The sequence below is a fragment of the Leeuwenhoekiella palythoae genome (genome assembly GCF_020310025.1).
Taxonomy (GTDB): Bacteria; Bacteroidota; Bacteroidia; order Flavobacteriales; family Flavobacteriaceae; genus Leeuwenhoekiella; species Leeuwenhoekiella palythoae.
On sequence record NZ_CP084318.1, the window covers coordinates 718,205 to 736,866 of the forward strand.

General features: G+C 42.3%; 19 protein-coding genes. 14 read left to right on the forward strand and 5 right to left on the reverse strand.

The genetic code is table 11. From position 1 onward, the window contains the following. Positions 1-234: 234 nt before the first annotated feature. Genes LDL79_RS02855 through LDL79_RS02865 form a run of 3 tightly spaced genes read right to left on the reverse strand, consistent with a single transcriptional unit; the run spans position 235 to position 1,782 of the window. Complete coding sequence (locus tag LDL79_RS02855; protein WP_072980491.1) at positions 235-552, reverse strand: rhodanese-like domain-containing protein; 318 nt, start codon at positions 550-552, stop codon at positions 235-237. Between the two features lie 59 nt (positions 553-611). After that, positions 612-1,232, reverse strand: a complete 621-nt coding sequence (locus LDL79_RS02860) for a thioredoxin family protein (protein WP_225599089.1) — start codon at positions 1,230-1,232, stop codon at positions 612-614. Between the two features lies 1 nt (position 1,233). Next, positions 1,234-1,782, reverse strand: a complete 549-nt coding sequence (locus tag LDL79_RS02865) for a TlpA family protein disulfide reductase (RefSeq protein WP_225599090.1) — start codon at positions 1,780-1,782, stop codon at positions 1,234-1,236. 251 nt (positions 1,783-2,033) lie between these two features. Here LDL79_RS02865 and LDL79_RS02870 point away from each other — a divergent pair, with 251 nt between their 5' ends. The 12 genes from LDL79_RS02870 (at position 2,034) to LDL79_RS17210 (ending at position 12,520) form a co-directional block, all read left to right on the forward strand. Further along, positions 2,034-2,492: a MarR family winged helix-turn-helix transcriptional regulator gene (locus LDL79_RS02870; RefSeq protein WP_225599091.1), complete on the forward strand. Its 459-nt coding sequence runs from the start codon at positions 2,034-2,036 to the stop codon at positions 2,490-2,492. After that, the gene (locus LDL79_RS02875; RefSeq protein WP_225599092.1) at positions 2,485-3,117 is read left to right on the forward strand and encodes an NAD(P)H-dependent oxidoreductase; all 633 of its coding nucleotides are present in this window, start codon (positions 2,485-2,487) and stop codon (positions 3,115-3,117) included. Before LDL79_RS02870 ends, LDL79_RS02875 begins: the two co-directional genes overlap by 8 nt. Positions 3,118-3,182: 65 nt before the next feature. Further along, entirely contained in the window at positions 3,183-3,821 is a 639-nt protein-coding gene (locus tag LDL79_RS02880; RefSeq protein ID WP_225599093.1) for a YceI family protein, read from the forward strand. 1,199 nt (positions 3,822-5,020) lie between these two features. Beyond that, complete coding sequence (locus LDL79_RS02885) at positions 5,021-6,418, forward strand: anthranilate synthase component I family protein (protein WP_225599094.1); 1,398 nt, start codon at positions 5,021-5,023, stop codon at positions 6,416-6,418. A 1-nt stretch (position 6,419) separates the two neighbouring features. Continuing rightward, a complete protein-coding gene (locus LDL79_RS02890) occupies positions 6,420-6,992 on the forward strand; it encodes an anthranilate synthase component II (protein ID WP_072980290.1) in 573 nt (190 codons plus the stop codon). 159 nt (positions 6,993-7,151) lie between these two features. Further along, positions 7,152-8,147: an anthranilate phosphoribosyltransferase gene (trpD, locus tag LDL79_RS02895; RefSeq protein WP_225599095.1), complete on the forward strand. Its 996-nt coding sequence runs from the start codon at positions 7,152-7,154 to the stop codon at positions 8,145-8,147. Between the two features lies 1 nt (position 8,148). After that, a complete protein-coding gene (gene trpC, locus LDL79_RS02900) occupies positions 8,149-8,931 on the forward strand; it encodes an indole-3-glycerol phosphate synthase TrpC (RefSeq protein ID WP_225599096.1) in 783 nt (260 codons plus the stop codon). 287 nt (positions 8,932-9,218) lie between these two features. Next, positions 9,219-9,812, forward strand: a complete 594-nt coding sequence (locus LDL79_RS02905; protein WP_167597795.1) for a phosphoribosylanthranilate isomerase — start codon at positions 9,219-9,221, stop codon at positions 9,810-9,812. A gap of 104 nt (positions 9,813-9,916) precedes the next feature. After that, positions 9,917-11,101: a tryptophan synthase subunit beta gene (gene trpB / locus LDL79_RS02910; RefSeq protein ID WP_225599097.1), complete on the forward strand. Its 1,185-nt coding sequence runs from the start codon at positions 9,917-9,919 to the stop codon at positions 11,099-11,101. A gap of 63 nt (positions 11,102-11,164) precedes the next feature. Next, complete coding sequence (locus LDL79_RS02915) at positions 11,165-11,458, forward strand: GIY-YIG nuclease family protein (RefSeq protein ID WP_225599098.1); 294 nt, start codon at positions 11,165-11,167, stop codon at positions 11,456-11,458. An 84-nt stretch (positions 11,459-11,542) separates the two neighbouring features. Next, the gene (gene trpA, locus LDL79_RS02920) at positions 11,543-12,307 is read left to right on the forward strand and encodes a tryptophan synthase subunit alpha (protein WP_225599099.1); all 765 of its coding nucleotides are present in this window, start codon (positions 11,543-11,545) and stop codon (positions 12,305-12,307) included. Between the two features lie 84 nt (positions 12,308-12,391). Continuing rightward, positions 12,392-12,520 carry a hypothetical protein gene (locus LDL79_RS17210; protein WP_262490495.1) on the forward strand — a complete coding sequence of 43 codons (129 nt, stop codon included), beginning with the start codon at positions 12,392-12,394 and terminating at the stop codon, positions 12,518-12,520. Between the two features lie 64 nt (positions 12,521-12,584). Here LDL79_RS17210 and LDL79_RS02925 read toward each other — a convergent pair whose 3' ends face one another. Next, positions 12,585-14,126, reverse strand: coding sequence for a SulP family inorganic anion transporter (locus LDL79_RS02925; RefSeq protein ID WP_225599100.1), 1,542 nt, complete (start codon positions 14,124-14,126; stop codon positions 12,585-12,587). A gap of 288 nt (positions 14,127-14,414) precedes the next feature. Here LDL79_RS02925 and LDL79_RS02930 point away from each other — a divergent pair, with 288 nt between their 5' ends. Both LDL79_RS02930 and LDL79_RS02935 read left to right on the forward strand, forming a co-directional pair. Beyond that, the gene (locus tag LDL79_RS02930; RefSeq protein WP_225599101.1) at positions 14,415-15,686 is read left to right on the forward strand and encodes a PQQ-dependent sugar dehydrogenase; all 1,272 of its coding nucleotides are present in this window, start codon (positions 14,415-14,417) and stop codon (positions 15,684-15,686) included. A gap of 112 nt (positions 15,687-15,798) precedes the next feature. Next, the gene (locus LDL79_RS02935; protein WP_225599102.1) at positions 15,799-17,877 is read left to right on the forward strand and encodes a TonB-dependent receptor family protein; all 2,079 of its coding nucleotides are present in this window, start codon (positions 15,799-15,801) and stop codon (positions 17,875-17,877) included. On the opposite strand, the gene LDL79_RS02940 is transcribed toward LDL79_RS02935, so the two are convergent. Beyond that, a complete protein-coding gene (locus LDL79_RS02940) occupies positions 17,874-18,653 on the reverse strand; it encodes a peptidase associated/transthyretin-like domain-containing protein (RefSeq protein ID WP_167597801.1) in 780 nt (259 codons plus the stop codon). The genes LDL79_RS02935 and LDL79_RS02940 overlap by 4 nt on opposite strands. Between the last annotated feature and the right edge of the window lie 9 nt (positions 18,654-18,662).

The following is an 18,662-nucleotide window of genomic DNA, read 5'->3' on the forward strand; positions in this document are numbered from 1 at the left end:
ACCAGTAGCCAGTTTGCGGTTTGCCTTTTATAGTATTAAATATCCATACCCAAAGGGTTAAACGAATCTAAAAACTCCCTCGGTTCAGAATAGACGCAGGGCGTTCCGAAGGACAGGAGCGATAGCGACGCGGAACGAACAAGACGGTTTTCGCCTAAGCGAAAAATTCCTAAACGAGGGGCTCTTTTCTTTTGTTACTTTTCTTTGGAGAAGCAAAGAAAAGTAAAGAACAACCTATTCCTGATACGTCGTTTCTCCATCCCACTCCATAAATCCTCCAAGCAGGTTGTAGGTATTTTCAAAGCCCAGCTGATCCATCAGTTGTGCTGCTTGGCCGCTTCGGTTTCCGGAACGACAATAGATGTAATAATTTTTCGATTTGTCAAGTTCGTTTACTTTATCAATAAATCCTTGACCTTCATAAATATCAATGTGATGTGAATTGGGGATGATGCCCTCATCTACTTCATTTTGCGTACGTACATCGAGAATAAAAGCATTATCATCTTCAGCGATTTGCGCTTCCCATTCTTCCTGAGTTATATTTTTCATCGTAAATTTTTTAGTATAAAAATCAAAAATAAGGCATTGCTGAAGCTTTTCCAACGGCATTACGCCTTAATAGCGCAACCAATCGCCTTAGTCGTTTCTGGGGTTACCGGAGCATCATTCAGCAAGGCTTCTACAGCATCAGCAACAAAGGCTTGCGTAACAGAAGCGGCATCCCGCACACTGTCATCGATAGCCCCAATGTACCGCACGATCAATGCATCTTCTTCCTTTTGAAGAACATAGACATGTGGCGTTTTGGTCGCCCCGTAAGTGGCATAAACCTCGTGATTGGCGTCATACAGATAGGGATATGTAAATCCTAAGTCCTTAGCAACTTTTTGCATTTCAGTATAACTTTCGCCGGATTTCACCTCCGGGTTATTCGGGTTGATCGCGACCACAGGATAGCCCTTTGGTTTAAAGGCGGCATCTAAAGCCTGAATACGCTCTTGGTTGGCAATAGCAAACGGACATGTATTGCACGTAAACACGACAATAAACCCTTTGGCTTCGCCAAAATCAGAAAGCGAAACGAGTTCGCCTGACACATCTTTCAACCTAAAATCAGATGCACGATCACCAATGTCGTAGCCCGATTTAAATTGATTAAAGCCGGCGATTCCCAGCGCAGAAACGACCAGGACCAGCGTAAGTACGATCAATACTTTTAAAGATTTCATATTAGTTAGAATTCAAGTTAGGGTTTAAAGCAAGTACTTCGCGCTCCAGACTTCGGTAATCAAAGGATTGCTCATAAAATCTATAGGCATCTTCAGCGATCAACAAGGTGGCCGGTATCGCACCACTCCACGACTCGGATACCTGTGGGATCCAGACATTGCTATGAGGATCATCCAACAGTAAAACCTGAGCGGCAAGTTGGTTTTTCAATATATATGGGATCAAGCGCGCTTCAATTTGATCAGGAAAATCCAGACTCACCAAAGTTACTTCCACCCCTTGTTTGCGATACGCTGCGTGAAGTTTTTCAAATACAGGCAGTTCCTGCACACAAGGAGCACACCAGGTTGCCCAAAAATTGATCACTTTTACCGTCTCACCTTCCGGAAAATCAAGCATCGGTTTAAAGGCTTCAAAATCATAAACAGGTAACTGGTATCCTTCCGCGTTAACAATGCGTACAGGTTTTGCGGCTTGTATAGAAGCTGCTTTAGAAGCACAGCCCATAAACACACACAACATCCCTAAACCGAGTAATCTTCTAATCAATAGTTCCTGTTTTTAAACTAGAGTCGATTTTTTTATGCGTATTGAAACAGCAAAACGCATATAATCGCTCGCGGTAAATTTAAGGAATACAACATTTTGATAACAGATTTTAGGAATTGTATAACATCTACAGCGTTGTATTGAATTCATTCTCGTTAAGAAACCTTAAAATTCCGTTAAAGCGGAGAACTCATTTCCATCTAAACAAAAAATAACTATACATTTGTACATACAACAATTGTAGATACACAATGAAGATCGAAGAAGCATTAAAAATAGGAAACGGTTTAGACTTGTCCTCAAAAACCTTGATTAACATTCAATACACTTCCAGATTTCTGGAAGAACATTTTGCTGCGCTTCTTAAGGAATTTGATTTGAGTACTCCACAATTTAATGTGCTACGCATTTTACGCGGACAGAAAGGAAAACCTGCCAGTCTGGCCTGCATTCAGGAACGTATGGTAGACCGAAGCAGCAATACGACCCGCTTGGTTGATAAGTTAATCAAAAAAGCGCTGGTAAACAGACGCATCTGCCCTGCCAATCGCCGTAAAGTAGAAATCGAAATCACCGCTGCAGGTTTGGAGTTATTAGAAGACTTAGACCCGCTCACCGCTGCATCCAATGCGGCAAACACGGCAACCTTAACCACAAAAGAATTAGAAACCTTAAATACTTTATTAGATAAACTAAGAAAAGATGAATAAGTATATTGAACACCTCAACTGGCGCTATGCCACCAAGCAGTTTGACGCAAACAAAAAGTTAAGCGAAGACCAACTACAAACCCTTATGGATGCCGTACAACTATCGGCTTCTTCCTATGGATTACAGCCATATAAGATCCTAGTGATCAAAGATGAAAAGATCAAAGAACAGTTGAAAGCTGCCGGCTACAACCAATCACAATTCACAGATGCTTCGGCCATTTTTGTGTTTGCACATCAAACTGATTTTGGAGCCGAACTCGTAGACAGTTATATTGACCACGCAGCACGTATTAAAGAAGTCGAAACAAGCGCTTTAGAAGATTATGCAAATCTGATGAAAAACAGTCTTTTAAATCTTCCACAAGAAGCTAAAGCCGGTTGGACTGCCCGCCAAGCCTACATTGCTCTTGGAAATTTATTAAGTGCCGCTGCCGCTCACCAAATCGACACCTGCCCAATGGAAGGTTTTGATGCGGATGCATTTGATAAAATTTTAGGACTTGCTGATACCAACTTACATGCGGTTGTTGTTGCCGCGGCAGGCTATCGCAGTGCTGACGATCAAACACAACACGCTGCTAAAGTAAGACGCCCGCAGGAAGAACTTTTTGAGATCCTCTAAAAAAATTTAAACAAACATTTGTACGTACAATTTTAATCCCTACAACAATAAAAATTCAGAATTCCATGAGCACTCTTAATCAAAGCTTATCAAAACTAAACTTGGCTACAAAAAAAGCCTTCAATCAACTTAACCGCAATAATCGCGTCAAATCAGTATTAATCTTAGCAGTAGGCATTGCCTCTGCGTCATTTACAACAAAAACTATTATGGAAAAAGTAAGCGTAAAAAGCAGTTCAATCACTTGGGTTGGCAAAAAAGTAACCGGAAAACATATGGGAACCATCGACCTTAAAGAAGGCTTCTTTGAAATGGAAGACGGCGCTGTTACCGGAGGCGAATTCGTGATCGATATGAACAGCATCGCATGTACAGACCTTGAAGGAGACAGCAAAGGGCAACTAGAAGGACACTTAAAAAGTGATGACTTCTTTGGTGTTGAAAACTACCCTACCGCTAAATTGGTAATCACTAATGCAGTAAAGAATGGAAACACTTATAAAGTAACCGGTGACCTTACCATTAAAGAAACGACTGAACCTATTACTTTTGATCTTGAAGAAGCCGGTGACAACTTCACCACTACCCTAACCATAGACCGTAGTAAATACAATGTACGTTACGGGTCTGGAAGTTTCTTTGACAATTTAGGAGACAAAACTATTTATGACGACTTTACTTTAGATATCAACTTGTCTATCTAATTAATAGTCCATCACAAGTATTAAGAAAGCTGCCTTTAAAAATGGCAGCTTTTTTTATGGAACAAGTTCTAGGCTACTTTATTAGAACAAATAAGCATACCCGAAGGTTCGAGCGTTATCAAACTCCCCTCGGTTCAGAATAGACGCAAGGGCAGAGCGTTAAGAAAAGGGCTAGTAGACCTTTTTAGCGAATGAGCCAGGTGGCGCGTTGGCTTTGGAATCGATTTTTTTTTACTTCAAGTAAGAACTACAATAAAAAAACTTCTACAGCGACGCGGAGCTTACAAGTCGGTTTTTGCCTGATAAGGCAAAAAATTCATAAGCGAGGGTGTCTTTTCTTTTCTGCATCCGACGACCGCAGGGAGAGAAATGCATTGGCAAATCGACAATAGGAAATTTACGAGCTCCCAAGAAATATAAATCTTGCGAGTAAAGAAAAGTAAAATGACTCTTATATACCTTAAAACATTTGAGCACTCATAAAGTATCTTGAATAAAGTTACTTTGAATGATAAAGAGATTACGCAATCACATTCCCTTTGGTTCATAATGACGTTGGCAGCCTATTAAAGTGAACAGTCCCAATTTAAAGTCTTTAAGAAGCATTACTAGTTTTAAACTTTCAATTATCTATACCTGAAGGATGAAACGTAATCAAACTTCCCTCGGTTCAGAATAGACGCAGGAAGCTCCGAAGGACAGGAGCGGTAGCGACGCGGAGCTTACAAGTCGGTTTTTGCCTGATAAGGCAAAAAATTCATAAGCGAGGGTGTCTTTTCTTTTCTGCATCCGACGACCGCAGGGAGAGGAATGCATCTGTTGTGCTTTGTAATATTGTTAGTTGAATTAGTATTAGCAAATCGAGGATACGAGATTCACGAGCTCCCGTAAAATAACAATCACGCGAGCAAAGAAAATGAACAAACACGATTTCTGATAAAATCATTAATCTACTTATAACGGCCTCTCACCTAACATCAACTCGTCTAATAAATAATTTTTTAAAACTAATTTTAAAAAATATTGGTCTCTTTCTGAACGATGTGTATCTTTGAGGCTCATTATGAAAAACAAAACAGTAAATACTTGGTGGTGGATCTCGCAACAGTAACGTCGTGAAGCAACCTTGTATTTAATATCAAAATAAAAAAGGCCTGTCTCACGACAGGTCTTTTTGTTTATAAGCCTATCAACCAAAAATGAAATACACCTTAAAAACCCACCGCAAAAAAATTCTTGCAGATACCATCACTCCGGTGTCGGTCTACCTGCGTCTGCGTGATAAGTTCCCAAACAGCCTGCTCCTCGAGAGTAGCGATTACCGAGCTAACGACAACACCTTCAGCTACATCTGCTGCAAACCTATCGCTTCGATCACGGTAAAAAACGAAGTGATCACCGAAGTTTTCCCTGACGGAACTACCACAACCACGGCCATTGCGCGTGATACCGATGTGGTAGGCATCATTGAAGGTTTTGCTAAAAAATTTGAAACCGAAGACAACGAACAGAAGTTCATTCAAAACGGACTCTTCGGCTATATGAGTTACGATGCCGTGCGTTATTTTGAGGATATTGAGGTGACCAAAAAAGAAGCGCAGCTTGATGTGCCAGACTTGTATTATGCAGTCTACCAAAACATCATTGCCATCAATCACTTCAACAATGAAGCGCACATTTTTTCACATACCTATAACGAAGAAAACAACCTCAGCCAGATCGCTCAACTGCTCACCGTAAAAAGTTTTGCCGAATATCATTTTAAGCTGGAAGGCGAGCAACAATCGCAGATGTCGGACGAGGCTTTTATAGAGCTGGTAAAAACCTGCAAAAAGCATTGCCAGCGTGGAGATGTATTTCAGATCGTTCCATCTAAACGCTTTTCACAAGGCTTTAGCGGAGACGAGTTTAACGTGTACCGAAGCTTACGCAGCGTAAACCCATCGCCGTATTTGTTCTTTTTTGACTACGGAAATTTTAAGATCTTCGGAAGTTCGCCTGAAGCCCAGCTCATCGTAAAAGAAGGCAAAGCCGAAATTCACCCGATCGCCGGGACCTTTAAACGTACCGGAAATGATGAAAAAGACGCCGCTTTGGCCAAGAAACTTTCTGAAGATGCCAAAGAGAACAGCGAGCACGTGATGCTGGTTGATTTGGCGCGCAACGACCTGAGCCGCAACGGTAGTAACGTAAAAGTAGAAACCTATCGTGAGGTACAATTTTTTTCGCACGTGATCCATTTGGTGAGTAAAGTCACAGGAACCAAACATGCTGATACCTCAACCATGCGAGTTGTGGCAGACACCTTTCCGGCAGGAACTTTAAGTGGTGCGCCCAAACACAATGCGATGAAATTGCTAGAAAAATACGAACCCATAAACCGTGATTTCTACGGAGGTGCCATTGGGTTTATGGATTTCAACGGAAACTTCAATCATGCGATCATCATCCGTTCCTTTTTAAGTAAAAACCATCAATTGCATTATCAAGCGGGAGCAGGAATCGTAAGCGACAGCGTACCGGAAAAAGAATTAGAAGAAGTATATAATAAATTAGGAGCCCTTACCAAAGCCCTTAAACTGGCTGAAGAACTATAACATGAAAAAACGAGTTTTAGTCATAGACAATTACGACAGTTTTGTGTACAATTTGGTACACTATCTTGAAGATTTAGACTGCGAAGTCACCGTAAAACGTAACGATCAACTGCAACTAGAAGAAGTGGCTGCTTTTGATAAGATCCTGCTGTCACCCGGACCGGGAATTCCCGAAGAAGCCGGGCTGCTTCTGGAAATTATTAAAACCTACGCGCCTACTAAAAGTATGTTTGGCGTTTGCTTAGGCCAGCAGGCTATAGGTGAAGTTTTTGGCGGCACCCTTATCAACTTAGATCAGGTGTTTCACGGGGTTGCCACTTCGGCTAAACAACTGGTTACTGATGAGCCCCTTTTTAAAGATATTCCTACGGAATTTGAAATTGGCAGATACCACTCGTGGGTCGTTGCTCCCGAAAATTTCCCGGAAGCTTTAGAGATCACTTCGGTGGATGTGAACGGACAAATCATGTCACTTCGTCATAAAGAATATGATGTGCGCGGCGTGCAATTTCACCCGGAATCGGTACTGACTCCCGAAGGCAAAACAATGATCAAAAACTGGGTAAACAACTAAGTATTTTTCTATTTCCGTGAAGACGGAAATCTTATAAAATAAAAACAAGTCCATTTCCGTAAAGACGGAAATCTCAACCAACAAAACAAGTCTTATTCCGTGAAAACGGAAATCTCACATAAATAATAATGCTTCCCTCCGGGGTACTTATAGCGAATAATGAAAACAATTTTAAACCGACTCATAAACCACGAGCAGCTGACTAAAGAAGAGGCACGCGAGGTTTTGGTCAATATTTCAGAAGGAAAATACAACACCAGTCAGATCGCGGCGTTCATCACGGTGTATATGATGCGTAGCATTACTGTTGAAGAACTTGCCGGCTTTAGAGATGCGTTGCTCGATTTGTGCATTGCTGTACCCTTTGATGGGTACAACGCCATCGATCTCTGTGGAACCGGTGGTGATGGTAAAAACACGTTCAACATTTCTACGCTTTCCTCTTTTGTAGCAGCAGGTGCAGGTATCAACGTAACCAAGCACGGAAACTACGGAGTTTCTTCCGTAAGCGGAAGCAGCAACGTTATGGAAAGCTTCGGAATAAAATTCACCAACGATGCCGACTTTTTAAAGCGCTGTCTGGATGAAGTTGGTATTTGTGTGCTGCACGCACCGCTCTTTCACCCTGCGATGAAAAATGTGGGTCCTATTCGCCGCGAACTCGGGGTTAAAACCTTTTTCAATATGCTCGGTCCTATGGTGAATCCGGCGTTTCCTGAGAACCAACTCGTGGGTGTTTTCAATCTGGAACTGGCTCGTTTATACGGGTATCTGTATCAGGATACTAAAAAGAATTTTACCATTTTACACAGTATCGACGGCTATGACGAAATTTCCCTTACCGGAAATACCAAAGCCATTCGCAACAACAGCGAGCGTATGTTGACAGCTGAAGATTTTGGGGTTCATACCATCAAGCAAGAAGATATTTATGGTGGCGACACCATCGAATCTTCTGCGGCGATCTTTAAAAAAGTGATCAGCGGTAAGGGTACCGAAGCGCAAAACAATGTGGTCTGCGCTAATGCGGGGATGGCCATTGCCACCGTTAAAAACCTTGAGCCTAAAGCGGGTTTTGAACTTGCTAAAGAATCTCTTTTAAGCGGAAAAGGACTTGAACGCTTAAATAAACTCATAGCCCTAAGCAGCAAATAAGATGAATATATTAGACAAAATAATCGCTGATAAATACAAAGAAGTGGCTTTACGCAAGCAGCTGATTCCGGTGAAACAACTGGAGCAGTCGGTGCTTTTTGAACGTAAATCGCCTTCGCTTGCACGAGCCTTGGGCACAAGCGCCTCAGGGATCATCGCTGAGCATAAACGCCGGTCTCCCAGTAAAGCGACCATAAATAACAACCTCAATGTGCAAGATGTAGCTAGTGGTTACGAGCAAGCCGGAGTTTGTGGAATGAGCGTACTTACTGATGGCAAATATTTTGGTGGCTCACTAGACGATTTGTTAATGGCGCGCGCCGCAGCGCAATTACCGCTGTTACGCAAAGAATTTGTGATCGACACCTATCAAATTCTGGAAGCCAAAGCGTATGGCGCAGATGTGATCTTGCTCATTGCCGCAGTGCTCACGCGGGAAGAGATCAAAACGCTTTCAGAATTTGCTAAATCGCTTGGTCTTGATGTGCTTCTCGAGGTGCACAATCTGGAAGAATTGCAAAAGTCCGTTATGCCGTCTTTAGATATGTTGGGCGTAAACAATCGCAACTTGAAAACTTTTGAAGTGAGCCTCGAAACCAGCAAAAGCCTATCGGCTGAAATCCCGGATGATTTTGTAAAAGTATCTGAAAGCGGCATCAGTTCGATTGAAGCGATCAAAGCCTTACAGCCCTATGGCTATAAAGGCTTCCTTATTGGCGAGAACTTTATGAAAACCGATGATCCGGGCGCCAGCGCTACTGAGTTTATCAAACAGCTTATTTAATAGTATATAAACTAAAATGAATACTAAATAGTATAAATGCGAAGCCTCCTTTTGTTCCAGAATAGGCTTTATAAAATGGGAAAGACAGCGCAGCGCCCATTTTATAAAATGGTTTCCATAACCGGCTAAGGTTATGGAAAATTCCTAACAAAAGGCGTCCTTTTCTTTGGTTCGTTTCTTTTGGACGAGCAAAAGAAATGAACAAAACAGAATAGGAAGTAATAAAATTAATGGTTAAAACAATCCATAATAAAAAGTACGATAAGCTATGCCTTAAGGTTTGTGGAATGAAACACAACACCCTTGACGTAGCCCAACTCAAGCCAGATTATTTGGGTTTTATCTTCTTTGAAAAAAGCAAACGAAATTACGACCAAGCAGCTATTGAAACCCTTCCGGAAGGAATTAAAAAAGTGGGCGTTTTTGTAGATGCAAGCATTGAATTTGCACTCGATAAAATCCAGCAATTTCAGTTTGATGTGATTCAATTGCACGGAAGCGAAACTCCGGAATACTGTAAAGCGCTTCAAACAGATATAAACGTTGAACTCTGGAAAGTCTTCAGCATAAAAGACCACTTTGACTTTTCAGTTTTGGAAGCTTATGAAGCTGTGGTCGATAAATTTTTATTTGACACCAAAGGCAAAGAAAAAGGCGGCAATGGCTATACCTTTGATTGGAGCGTGCTCAATGAGTATCCTTCGCAAAAGCCTTTTATGTTAAGTGGCGGCATAGGATTAGACGAAATCCCAGCAGTAAACGAACTTAAAAAAACAACGCTTCCGCTGGCGGGGATTGATGTCAATAGTAAATTTGAAGACGAACCGGGATTAAAAAATATAGACTTATTAAAGTCACTTATAAAAGAATTAAATAGATAGAGATTTACGTCTGAATTGAAATAAAAAAATACTGTGAATTAAAAGATTTCCGCTTTAGTTTATCCTGAGCGATAGCCGAAGGGCGGAAATATCAAAATAGAATTATGAACTACAATGTAAACGAAAAAGGATATTATGGCGATTTTGGCGGGGCCTACATCCCAGAAATGCTATATCCTAATGTAGAAGAGCTGCGTCAGAATTACTTAAAAGTAATGCAGGAACCGGATTTTCAAGAAGAATTCAAGGCGCTTTTAAAAGAATATGTAGGTCGCCCTACGCCATTGTATTATGCCAAGCGTTTTTCCGAAAAATATGGAACAAAAGTGTACCTCAAGCGGGAGGATCTGTGTCACACGGGAGCACATAAAGTAAACAATACAATTGGTCAGATCTTGATGGCCAAGCGCCTGGGTAAAAACCGTATCATCGCCGAAACCGGTGCCGGTCAGCATGGGGTAGCTACGGCTACCGTATGTGCGTTGATGGGCTTAGAATGCATCGTGTATATGGGTGCGATAGACATCAAACGTCAGGCCCCTAACGTAGCCCGAATGAAAATGCTGGGCGCCACAGTAGTCCCAGCAGAATCTGGCAGCAAAACTTTAAAAGATGCGACCAATGAAGCCATTCGGGATTGGATCAATAATCCGACCGATACGCACTACATCATTGGTAGTGTGGTAGGACCGCACCCGTATCCGGATATGGTGGCGCGTTTTCAGAGTGTGATCTCTGAAGAAGTAAAAAAGCAATTACTGGAGAAAGAAGGCAAAGAAAATCCAGATTATGTGGTGGCCTGCGTGGGCGGCGGAAGTAACGCTGCCGGGATCTACTACCATTACCTTGACACTCCCGAAGTGGGTATTATCGCTGTAGAAGCAGCCGGGAAAGGAATCCATTCCGGGGAAAGTGCTGCAACTTCGGCCTTAGGTAAAGAGGGCATCATTCATGGAAGCAAAACCTTGTTGATGCAAACCGATGACGGACAGATCACAGAGCCGTATTCTATTTCAGCAGGTCTTGATTATCCCGGAGTTGGGCCTATGCACGCGCATTTATTCAGAAGCGGCCGTGGGGAGTTCATCAGCATTACCGATGATGATGCGATGCAAGCCGGTCTTGAATTGTGTAAACTGGAAGGGATCATCCCCGCGATCGAATCGTCTCACGCTTTGGCCATTTTTGAAGAGCGCAAGTTTAAAAAAGATGATGTAGTGGTCGTGAATTTGAGCGGTAGAGGAGATAAGGATCTAAGTACGTATATAGATTACTTCAAACTCGCTTAAGCGTGTTTGAATTTTTCATTTCCGCGAAGGCGGAAATTCCTTGAATGTAAGCACACATTTTAAATGGAAGAATTATTCTACACATATATTCTTACCAATAAAAATCATACGGTGCTTTACATTGGGGTTACCAATGATTTAAAAAGAAGACTTAAACAACACAAACAAAAGAGCAATAAAGGATTTACAGGAAAGTACAATGTTGAGAAACTCGTCTATTTTGAATCTAGCCCTTATGTCGAAAACGCCATTAAAAGAGAGAAACAGCTCAAAAAATGGAATCGAGCCTGGAAAGAAAATCTAATTAACGAAATGAATCCTGATTGGAACGATCTGAGTTGGATGCTAGACGAATGAGGTTTCCGTAGAAAACATAATGATAACTTGAAATGAATTGGGAAAGATTTCCGCCTTCGCGGAAATGACTTAAAAAATACTATAATGAACAGAATAAATAAGAAATTACAGGAAAGCCAAAAATTGCTTTCTATATACTTTACCGCAGGTTATCCTGAGTTGGAAGATACTACAACGGTTATTGAAAAACTGGTGAAAGCTGGTGTTGATATGATCGAGATCGGTTTGCCGTTTAGCGACCCATTAGCCGATGGACCAACAATTCAAGAGAGTTCTACCGCAGCTTTAAAAAATGGAATGACCACCGCCAAGCTCTTTGATCAGATCAAAGACATCAGAAAATCGGTTAATATCCCATTAATCGTAATGGGGTATTTTAATCCGATGCTTCAATACGGCGTGGAAAAATTCTGTGCTACTTGTGCTGAAATAGGCATAGACGGCCTCATTATGCCAGATCTTCCGCTTGCGGAATATGAAGAGCGTTATCAAGCAACATTTGAAAAATACGGTCTTAAGATGATCTTCCTGATCACGCCACAAACTTCAGACGAGCGTATCAGACAAATAGATGCTGCGAGTGACGGTTTTATTTATATGGTGAGTAGCGCGAGTACTACGGGGAAAACTTCGGGCTTCAGTAGTGTGCAAACCGATTATTTTGAGCGCATCGCTGCCTTGAAACTTAAAAATCCACAGATCGTAGGCTTCGGGATCAAAGATGAAGAAACCTTTAAGGCTGCAACACAAACTGCAAAAGGCGCCATCATAGGTTCAGCATTCATTAAAACCCTTACCGAAAAAGGTTTAGACGGAATAGAACCGTTCATAAAGAGTATAAGATCCTGAGTATTAACCCGCTTTTAGCAAGTTCTTACCATTAATTAACAGCTGCGCTTCGTATCTTGTTTTCAACAAAAAAAGAAAACTATTATGGATAAGAAATTCGAACGTACTGTAGATCAAAAGAACCCAACGAATCCTACAGGAAATAGAAACGAGAAAACCAACAAGGTGGATATTGATGAGAAAACCATCAAAGACCAGCAGAACAAGCACTAAGCGCTTGCACTAACTACCAAAAATTGAAAAGCCGATACTTTACGTATCGGCTTTTTAAATGCGTTTAATTAGCATCGCTCCCTACCAAATTGTACGTAGGATCTTCAATAATATTTACATCAATGATCGCCTCGGCGTTTTTTAACAGACGACGACAATCAGGACTCAAGTGTCGTAAATAAACTGTTTTACCAAGTTTATGATAACGGCTGGTAACGACGTTTAAAGCTTCGATAGCAGACATATCTGCCACCCTACTTTCTTTAAAATCAATGATGATCTTGTTAGGGTCATTCAGAATATCAAACTTCTCTGTAAAATTGGTTGTAGAAGCAAAGAATAAAGGTCCGTAGATCTCATAATGTTTGGTACCTTCATCATCTACATACTTTCTGGCTCTAATGCGTTTCGCACTTTCCCAGGCAAAAAACAAGGCCGAAAGGATCACACCAACCAATACGGCCAGCGCAAGGTTGTGTAGGATCACCGTAATCGCCGCAACGATGATCACTAAGAAAATATCTTTTTTAGGCACTTTGTTGAAAATACGCAGTGTCGCCCACTCAAAGGTTCCTACTGCTACCATAATCATCACGCCTACGAGTGCCGCCATAGGGACTTTCTCAATCACCGGCGCACCGAATAATACGATCATCAAAATAGTTAATGCAGCGATAATACCTGATAAACGCGCTCTGGATCCCGCTGAAAGATTCACTAAGGTTTGTGCGATCATCGGGCAACCTCCCATTCCGAAGAAAAAGCCGTTAAGTAAATTAGAACTTCCCTGAGCGATACACTCTCGGTTTCCGTCCCCTTTGGTTTGTGTGATCTCATCTACAAGATTCAACGTAAGCAAACCTTCAGTAAGTCCTACTGCCGCCATCACCATAGAATACGGTGCAATCACTTTTAAGGTTTCGTAAGAAATAGGAATTTCAGGAATATGAAATGGAGGAAAACCACCACTTACCGAAGCGATATCTTTCACCGTTTTGGTATCAATTCCGAAGAAATATACCAAAGCGAAAACCACAATAATCGCCACCAACGAAGAAGGAACAGCCTTAGTCAATTTCGGAAGAAATATAACGATCAATACCGTAAGCGCTGCCAGACCTGCCATAATTAATAAAGGCGTACCGGTTAACCATGCAACCTCGCCATTAACCAAAGTTTTAAACTGTTTGATCTGCGACATAAAGATTACGATCGCAAGACCGTTTACAAACCCAAACATCACCGGGTGCGGCACCAGACGAATAAACTTCCCCAGCTTAAAGAGTCCGATCAACACTTGAATCACTCCTGCAAGCGCCACAGCAGCTAAAACATATTCTAAGCCGTGCGAATTCATCAGTGCGATCAGCGTGATCACTGTGGCTCCTGCTCCACCTGAAATCATTCCGGGACGACCTCCAAAAATCGCAGTGACCAATCCCGCGATAAACGAAGCATATAAGCCCATTAAAGGCGGCAGACCGGCAAGGATCGCAAAAGACAAAGATTCTGGGATCATTGTCATCGCTACGGTAAGACCGGCAAGAATTTCGGTTTTGTAATTGACCTTTTGGGTGAGATCAAATAAGTTGAATACCTTTTTCATGAAGTAGTTTTGTGCAAAAAGCCTGTGTGTTTGTAAAGTGGAAAATGCTGTGATTTAGCAGGTTAATCCGTTTCTCAATTCGGCTGCAAAAATAGCCTTTTTTAACGGAAGGGCAAGCCTTGAAGCCACCTATCCGCTAAGACTTCCAGAACTATTGACCACCCAATAAATACGCAAAGGATTTCGAAAAGCCTCAACTTCAGATGGTGCCGTTAAACTTATATTAATGCGGCAGCACAGCAGATACCAAGCGACTTAAAGTCTTATTTTCGTATAAAATCACTAACTATGAAAACATCCCACTATATTTTAGCCGGAGTTCTTGCTTTGGCAGGTTGTAAAAATGATAAAAGCGTACCCGAAAGCGAGCAAGAAGAACTCGCCGATAACGGTCCCGTTACCGTTGAAACTACGGTGGGTCCTTTAGAACTGCCTGCTCCTTTTGCCTCAGAATCGGTAACCAAAGAAAGTAAGATCGTGGCTTGGCCTTCAGGAACAACGCCTACTGCTGCCGAAGGCTTTAAAGTAGAACGCTTTGCCGACTCGCTCAAACATCCACGATGGACGTATGTAGCTCCAAATAACGATATTTTTGTAGCAGAGTCCAACACCAAAGACAGCGCCAACCGCATTACTTTATTGCGTGATACCAACAGCGATGGTAAAGTAGATGAGCGCTATATCTTTAAAGAAGATCTTAATCAAAATTTTGGAATGCTGGTTTTGGACGGTTCGTTTTACATCGCAAACACTGATGGGTTATACCGCTTTCCATACACCGAAGGGCAAACCAAATTAGAAGGTGAAGGTGAAAAAATAGTTGAGCTATCTGCAAGTGGTTATAACAACCATTGGACGCGCAATATCATCACCAACGAAGCCGGAGATAAGATTTATATTTCGGTGGGATCAGCTAGTAATGTAGGTGAACAAGGAATGGAGAAAGAAGAGCGTCGCGCCAATATTCTTGAGGTAAATCCTGACGGAACCGGAGAGATCATTTATGCAGCCGGACTACGAAATCCTGTGGGGATGGACTGGAATCCGGTGACGGGCGAACTGTGGACTGCAGTTAACGAGCGCGATGAATTGGGGAATAATTTGGTTCCTGATTATGCTACCAGCGTTAAAAAAGGCGGATGGTACGGCTGGCCATACAGCTACTATGGGCAGATCAACGACCCACGCTGGGAAGATGATCCGCACCAAGATTTAGTGGACAAAGCCATTATGCCGGATGTTGCTTTAGGACCGCACACCGCATCTTTAGGTTTTACCTTTTATACCGCAGAACAATTCCCACAAATGTACCGCAACGGGGCTTTTGTAGGTCAGCACGGTTCTTGGAACCGCGAGCCTTTCTCAGGATATAAGGTGGTATTTATTCCGTTTGAAAACGGGATCCCAAAAGAACCAACCGATTTCCTTACCGGTTTTGTTCCTGACGAAAATGGGAATGAAGTGTACGGCCGCCCGGTGGCGACTACAGTGGCGCCAGACGGTTCCCTATTGGTAAACGATGATGATGGCGGAGTGATCTGGCGTGTTTCTGCAGAGTAATTCCATACAAATCAAGCCTATTGGTGTTTTAGTTTCTAGTGGCTCCAATAGGTATACGTTTTAGTATTTTTGAAATTCATCAGAATTTCCACCCTCGATTATCGAGTACTTTATGAAAAATATTCTTTTAGGTCTGCTGTTGTTTTCTGGATGTGCATTTGCTCAAGAGAAAACAGCAGCAGATTCTGTTTTAGTTCGAAATACCTTAGGTGAAATCACCATCACCTCCACGCCTATTCAAGATAAATTGCAACGCATTCCCGCGGCGGTAAATGTCATTGCTGCTGAAGATTTTCAGCGCGGTGACCAACTTTCTATCGCTAACGAGCTCAATAAAAATCCGGGAATTCAGATGCAGCAAGGTGCGCTCAATACGAGCCGCATCAGTATCAGAGGTTTAGGAGCACGCAGTCAATATTCCACAAACCGTGTAAAGGCCTATATTGAAGGAATCCCGCTGACTACCGGCGAAGGCGAAACCACGTTAGAAGATATTGACCTCAACTTGATCCAGCGTATGGAAATCATTAAAGGGCCTGCCAGCAGTAGCTATGGTGCAGGCTTGGGCGGTGCGATCAATATTTCGGTGATCAAACCAGAACGCAGCACGATCAAATTAAATGGATTAGCAGGCGCTTATGGTCTTTTTAAAAGCGGAATCACCGCAGCACTCGCTGATGACAAAACCGCTGGATTTGTAAGCTATAATCATCTGGAGAAAGACGGCTTTAGAGCGAATAGCAACTACAACCGAAACACCTTAACCGGGTTTGCGAGAACTCAGATCAATGCCGCCAGTGCGCTAACCTTCTTCGGAAACTATACACGGGTAAAAGCCTTCATACCGAGTTCTGTAAACGAAGAAACCTTACATAACAGTCCTGAAGACGCAGCATTCACGTGGGGGCAAGCGAAGGGCTATGAGTCGTATGATAAAGCCTTAGCCGGACTTTCTTACGAATGGAATATTACCGCCAACCATACGTGGCAAACCAGTGTTTTTGCAAATTACCGTGACGGGTATGAACCGCGGCCTTTTGATATTCTTGATGAAGAATCTTTTGCCTTTGGAATTCGCAGCACCTTAAAATCTCAATTTTCCCTTTTCAACCTTCCTGCAAAAAGCAGTATTGGGGTTGAATATTTTGATGAGCATTATCAGGCGCAGCTTTTCAATAATTTATATGAAGAGAATGATGGCAATGGAAGCCTGCAAGGCGACCGTTTTAGTAATCAAGAACAGGACCGCAAATACCTCAACCTTTTTGCTCAATTAAGCCTGCAACTTGCACCGAAGCTTAAAGCAGATGTAGGTCTGAATTACAACCACAGCAGATACCGCCTGGATGATTACCTCAACGAAGCCAATATTGACAACAGTGGGGTGTACACGTACCCTCGCATTTTTTTGCCGCAAGCAGGTTTGAGTTATGAAGCCGCTAGCGATAAATTTATTTACGCCTCGGTAAGTCGTGGATTTTCACTACCCACGGTTGCCGAAACTTTAACTCCGGAAGGCGCGATCAACCCGGAAATCAAACCCGAAACCGGAATGAATTATGAGTTGGGATTAAAAGCCCAATGGCTGGATAAAAAACTCTATACCGAACTCGGTTTATACACGGTTCAGGTTACTAATTTACTGGTTGCCGAGCGTGTGGGCGATGATCAATATGTAGGACGCAATGCCGGAGCCACAGACCATAACGGGATTGAATTCTTTGTACATTATCGCGGTAAGTTATCACCGGAATGGTCATTACAACCCTACGGATCTTTAGCGATCAACGATTATTCATTTGATGAATTTGTAGATAACGACGAGAATTTCAACGGAAATGACCTCACCGGAGTTGCTGATCAAGTGATCAATTTAGGTCTGGATGTGGCTTTTCATAATCGTTTTAAGATCAACATCAATTACCGCCACACCGGAAGCATTCCACTGGATGATGCCAACAGTCTTTATAGCGACGCCTACAACCTTGTAAACCTACGTGGTGATTATAATTTTACGCTTTTTAATGAAGTAAAAACCCAGCTTTTTGCGGGAGTTAATAATGTGTTTGACACCAATTACGCAGCACAGGTACTACCCAACGCGACCGGTTTTGGTGGTGCAGCGCCACGTTACTACTATCCCGGAGAACCTGTGAATTTTTACGCCGGATTGAACATCGATCTATTCTAATTTCCTTCGGGAAGTTTCATACCATTTTCTCCAAATTCGTTGAGTTCGGCTTCAAAGCTATCGGCGAGTTCAATGAATTTGTCTAAAAGGTCCAGTTGGTTTTCAGGTTCTAACAAATTGCCGGGAAGTTGCTTGGCGTCGCAATACTCAAAAAACAGGTTATGGTAATACGCATCAATCCCCAATTGCTCCACTAAAAATTCCCGATTAAAATATTCATCGGTAGCAAAGAGCACACGGTATTGTTTATACGTTATAGGCGCATAACTTTCCTTTTGCTTGGAAGGGTCTTTCTTAAACAAGCTCATAAAAAGGCGTCCTATCTCCATAAAATCGACACCATTGGTACTGTTGGGCGGGCGGTATAGTTGGCGGTTCTTTTTGATGTCGTTCTGAATTCTACTATTGAAAATACTATCGTAGACGCGCACATCAAAAGGTTTTTCTTTAGGTGCTTCAGTGAGGCGTACTTCATCCAGTTCGTTTAAGTTCTCTTTCAACTCCACAACCCAAACCTTTTCCAGCTGATATTGCTCTACCACAAACACCTGCGTTTCCATAAATGGGGCACTAAACACTAAAGAGTCTTCTAAGCGGGCCGCCAGGCTAAAATCTCCCTCGTCTGTCGTGGTCGTACTTTTGTTCTGCGTAAGGTTTTGCACCAGCACCCCGGGAACACGCTTATCCCCTGCATAAACCTTTCCGGAGGTGTTCTGCGCATAAGCATTACCCATCATCAATGTGACAACTCCTGTAAGTAAAATAAGTATTCGCATCAGCTTGCT

What these genes read in the sequence shown, in the direction of transcription:
- LDL79_RS02855 (WP_072980491.1), bottom strand. Translation starts at nt 552, where the DNA reads ATGAAAAATATAACTCAGGAAGAATGGGAAGCGCAAATCGCTGAAGAT.
- LDL79_RS02860 (WP_225599089.1), bottom strand. Translation starts at nt 1,232, where the DNA reads ATGAAATCTTTAAAAGTATTGATCGTACTTACGCTGGTCCTGGTCGTT.
- LDL79_RS02870 (WP_225599091.1), top strand. Translation starts at nt 2,034, where the DNA reads ATGAAGATCGAAGAAGCATTAAAAATAGGAAACGGTTTAGACTTGTCC.
- LDL79_RS02875 (WP_225599092.1), top strand. Translation starts at nt 2,485, where the DNA reads ATGAATAAGTATATTGAACACCTCAACTGGCGCTATGCCACCAAGCAG.
- LDL79_RS02880 (WP_225599093.1), top strand. Translation starts at nt 3,183, where the DNA reads ATGAGCACTCTTAATCAAAGCTTATCAAAACTAAACTTGGCTACAAAA.
- LDL79_RS02885 (WP_225599094.1), top strand. Translation starts at nt 5,021, where the DNA reads ATGAAATACACCTTAAAAACCCACCGCAAAAAAATTCTTGCAGATACC.
- LDL79_RS02890 (WP_072980290.1), top strand. Translation starts at nt 6,420, where the DNA reads ATGAAAAAACGAGTTTTAGTCATAGACAATTACGACAGTTTTGTGTAC.
- trpD (WP_225599095.1), top strand. Translation starts at nt 7,152, where the DNA reads ATGAAAACAATTTTAAACCGACTCATAAACCACGAGCAGCTGACTAAA.
- trpC (WP_225599096.1), top strand. Translation starts at nt 8,149, where the DNA reads ATGAATATATTAGACAAAATAATCGCTGATAAATACAAAGAAGTGGCT.
- LDL79_RS02905 (WP_167597795.1), top strand. Translation starts at nt 9,219, where the DNA reads ATGAAACACAACACCCTTGACGTAGCCCAACTCAAGCCAGATTATTTG.
- trpB (WP_225599097.1), top strand. Translation starts at nt 9,917, where the DNA reads ATGAACTACAATGTAAACGAAAAAGGATATTATGGCGATTTTGGCGGG.
- LDL79_RS02915 (WP_225599098.1), top strand. Translation starts at nt 11,165, where the DNA reads ATGGAAGAATTATTCTACACATATATTCTTACCAATAAAAATCATACG.
- trpA (WP_225599099.1), top strand. Translation starts at nt 11,543, where the DNA reads ATGAACAGAATAAATAAGAAATTACAGGAAAGCCAAAAATTGCTTTCT.
- LDL79_RS17210 (WP_262490495.1), top strand. Translation starts at nt 12,392, where the DNA reads ATGGATAAGAAATTCGAACGTACTGTAGATCAAAAGAACCCAACGAAT.
- LDL79_RS02925 (WP_225599100.1), bottom strand. Translation starts at nt 14,126, where the DNA reads ATGAAAAAGGTATTCAACTTATTTGATCTCACCCAAAAGGTCAATTAC.
- LDL79_RS02930 (WP_225599101.1), top strand. Translation starts at nt 14,415, where the DNA reads ATGAAAACATCCCACTATATTTTAGCCGGAGTTCTTGCTTTGGCAGGT.
- LDL79_RS02935 (WP_225599102.1), top strand. Translation starts at nt 15,799, where the DNA reads ATGAAAAATATTCTTTTAGGTCTGCTGTTGTTTTCTGGATGTGCATTT.
- LDL79_RS02940 (WP_167597801.1), bottom strand. Translation starts at nt 18,653, where the DNA reads ATGCGAATACTTATTTTACTTACAGGAGTTGTCACATTGATGATGGGT.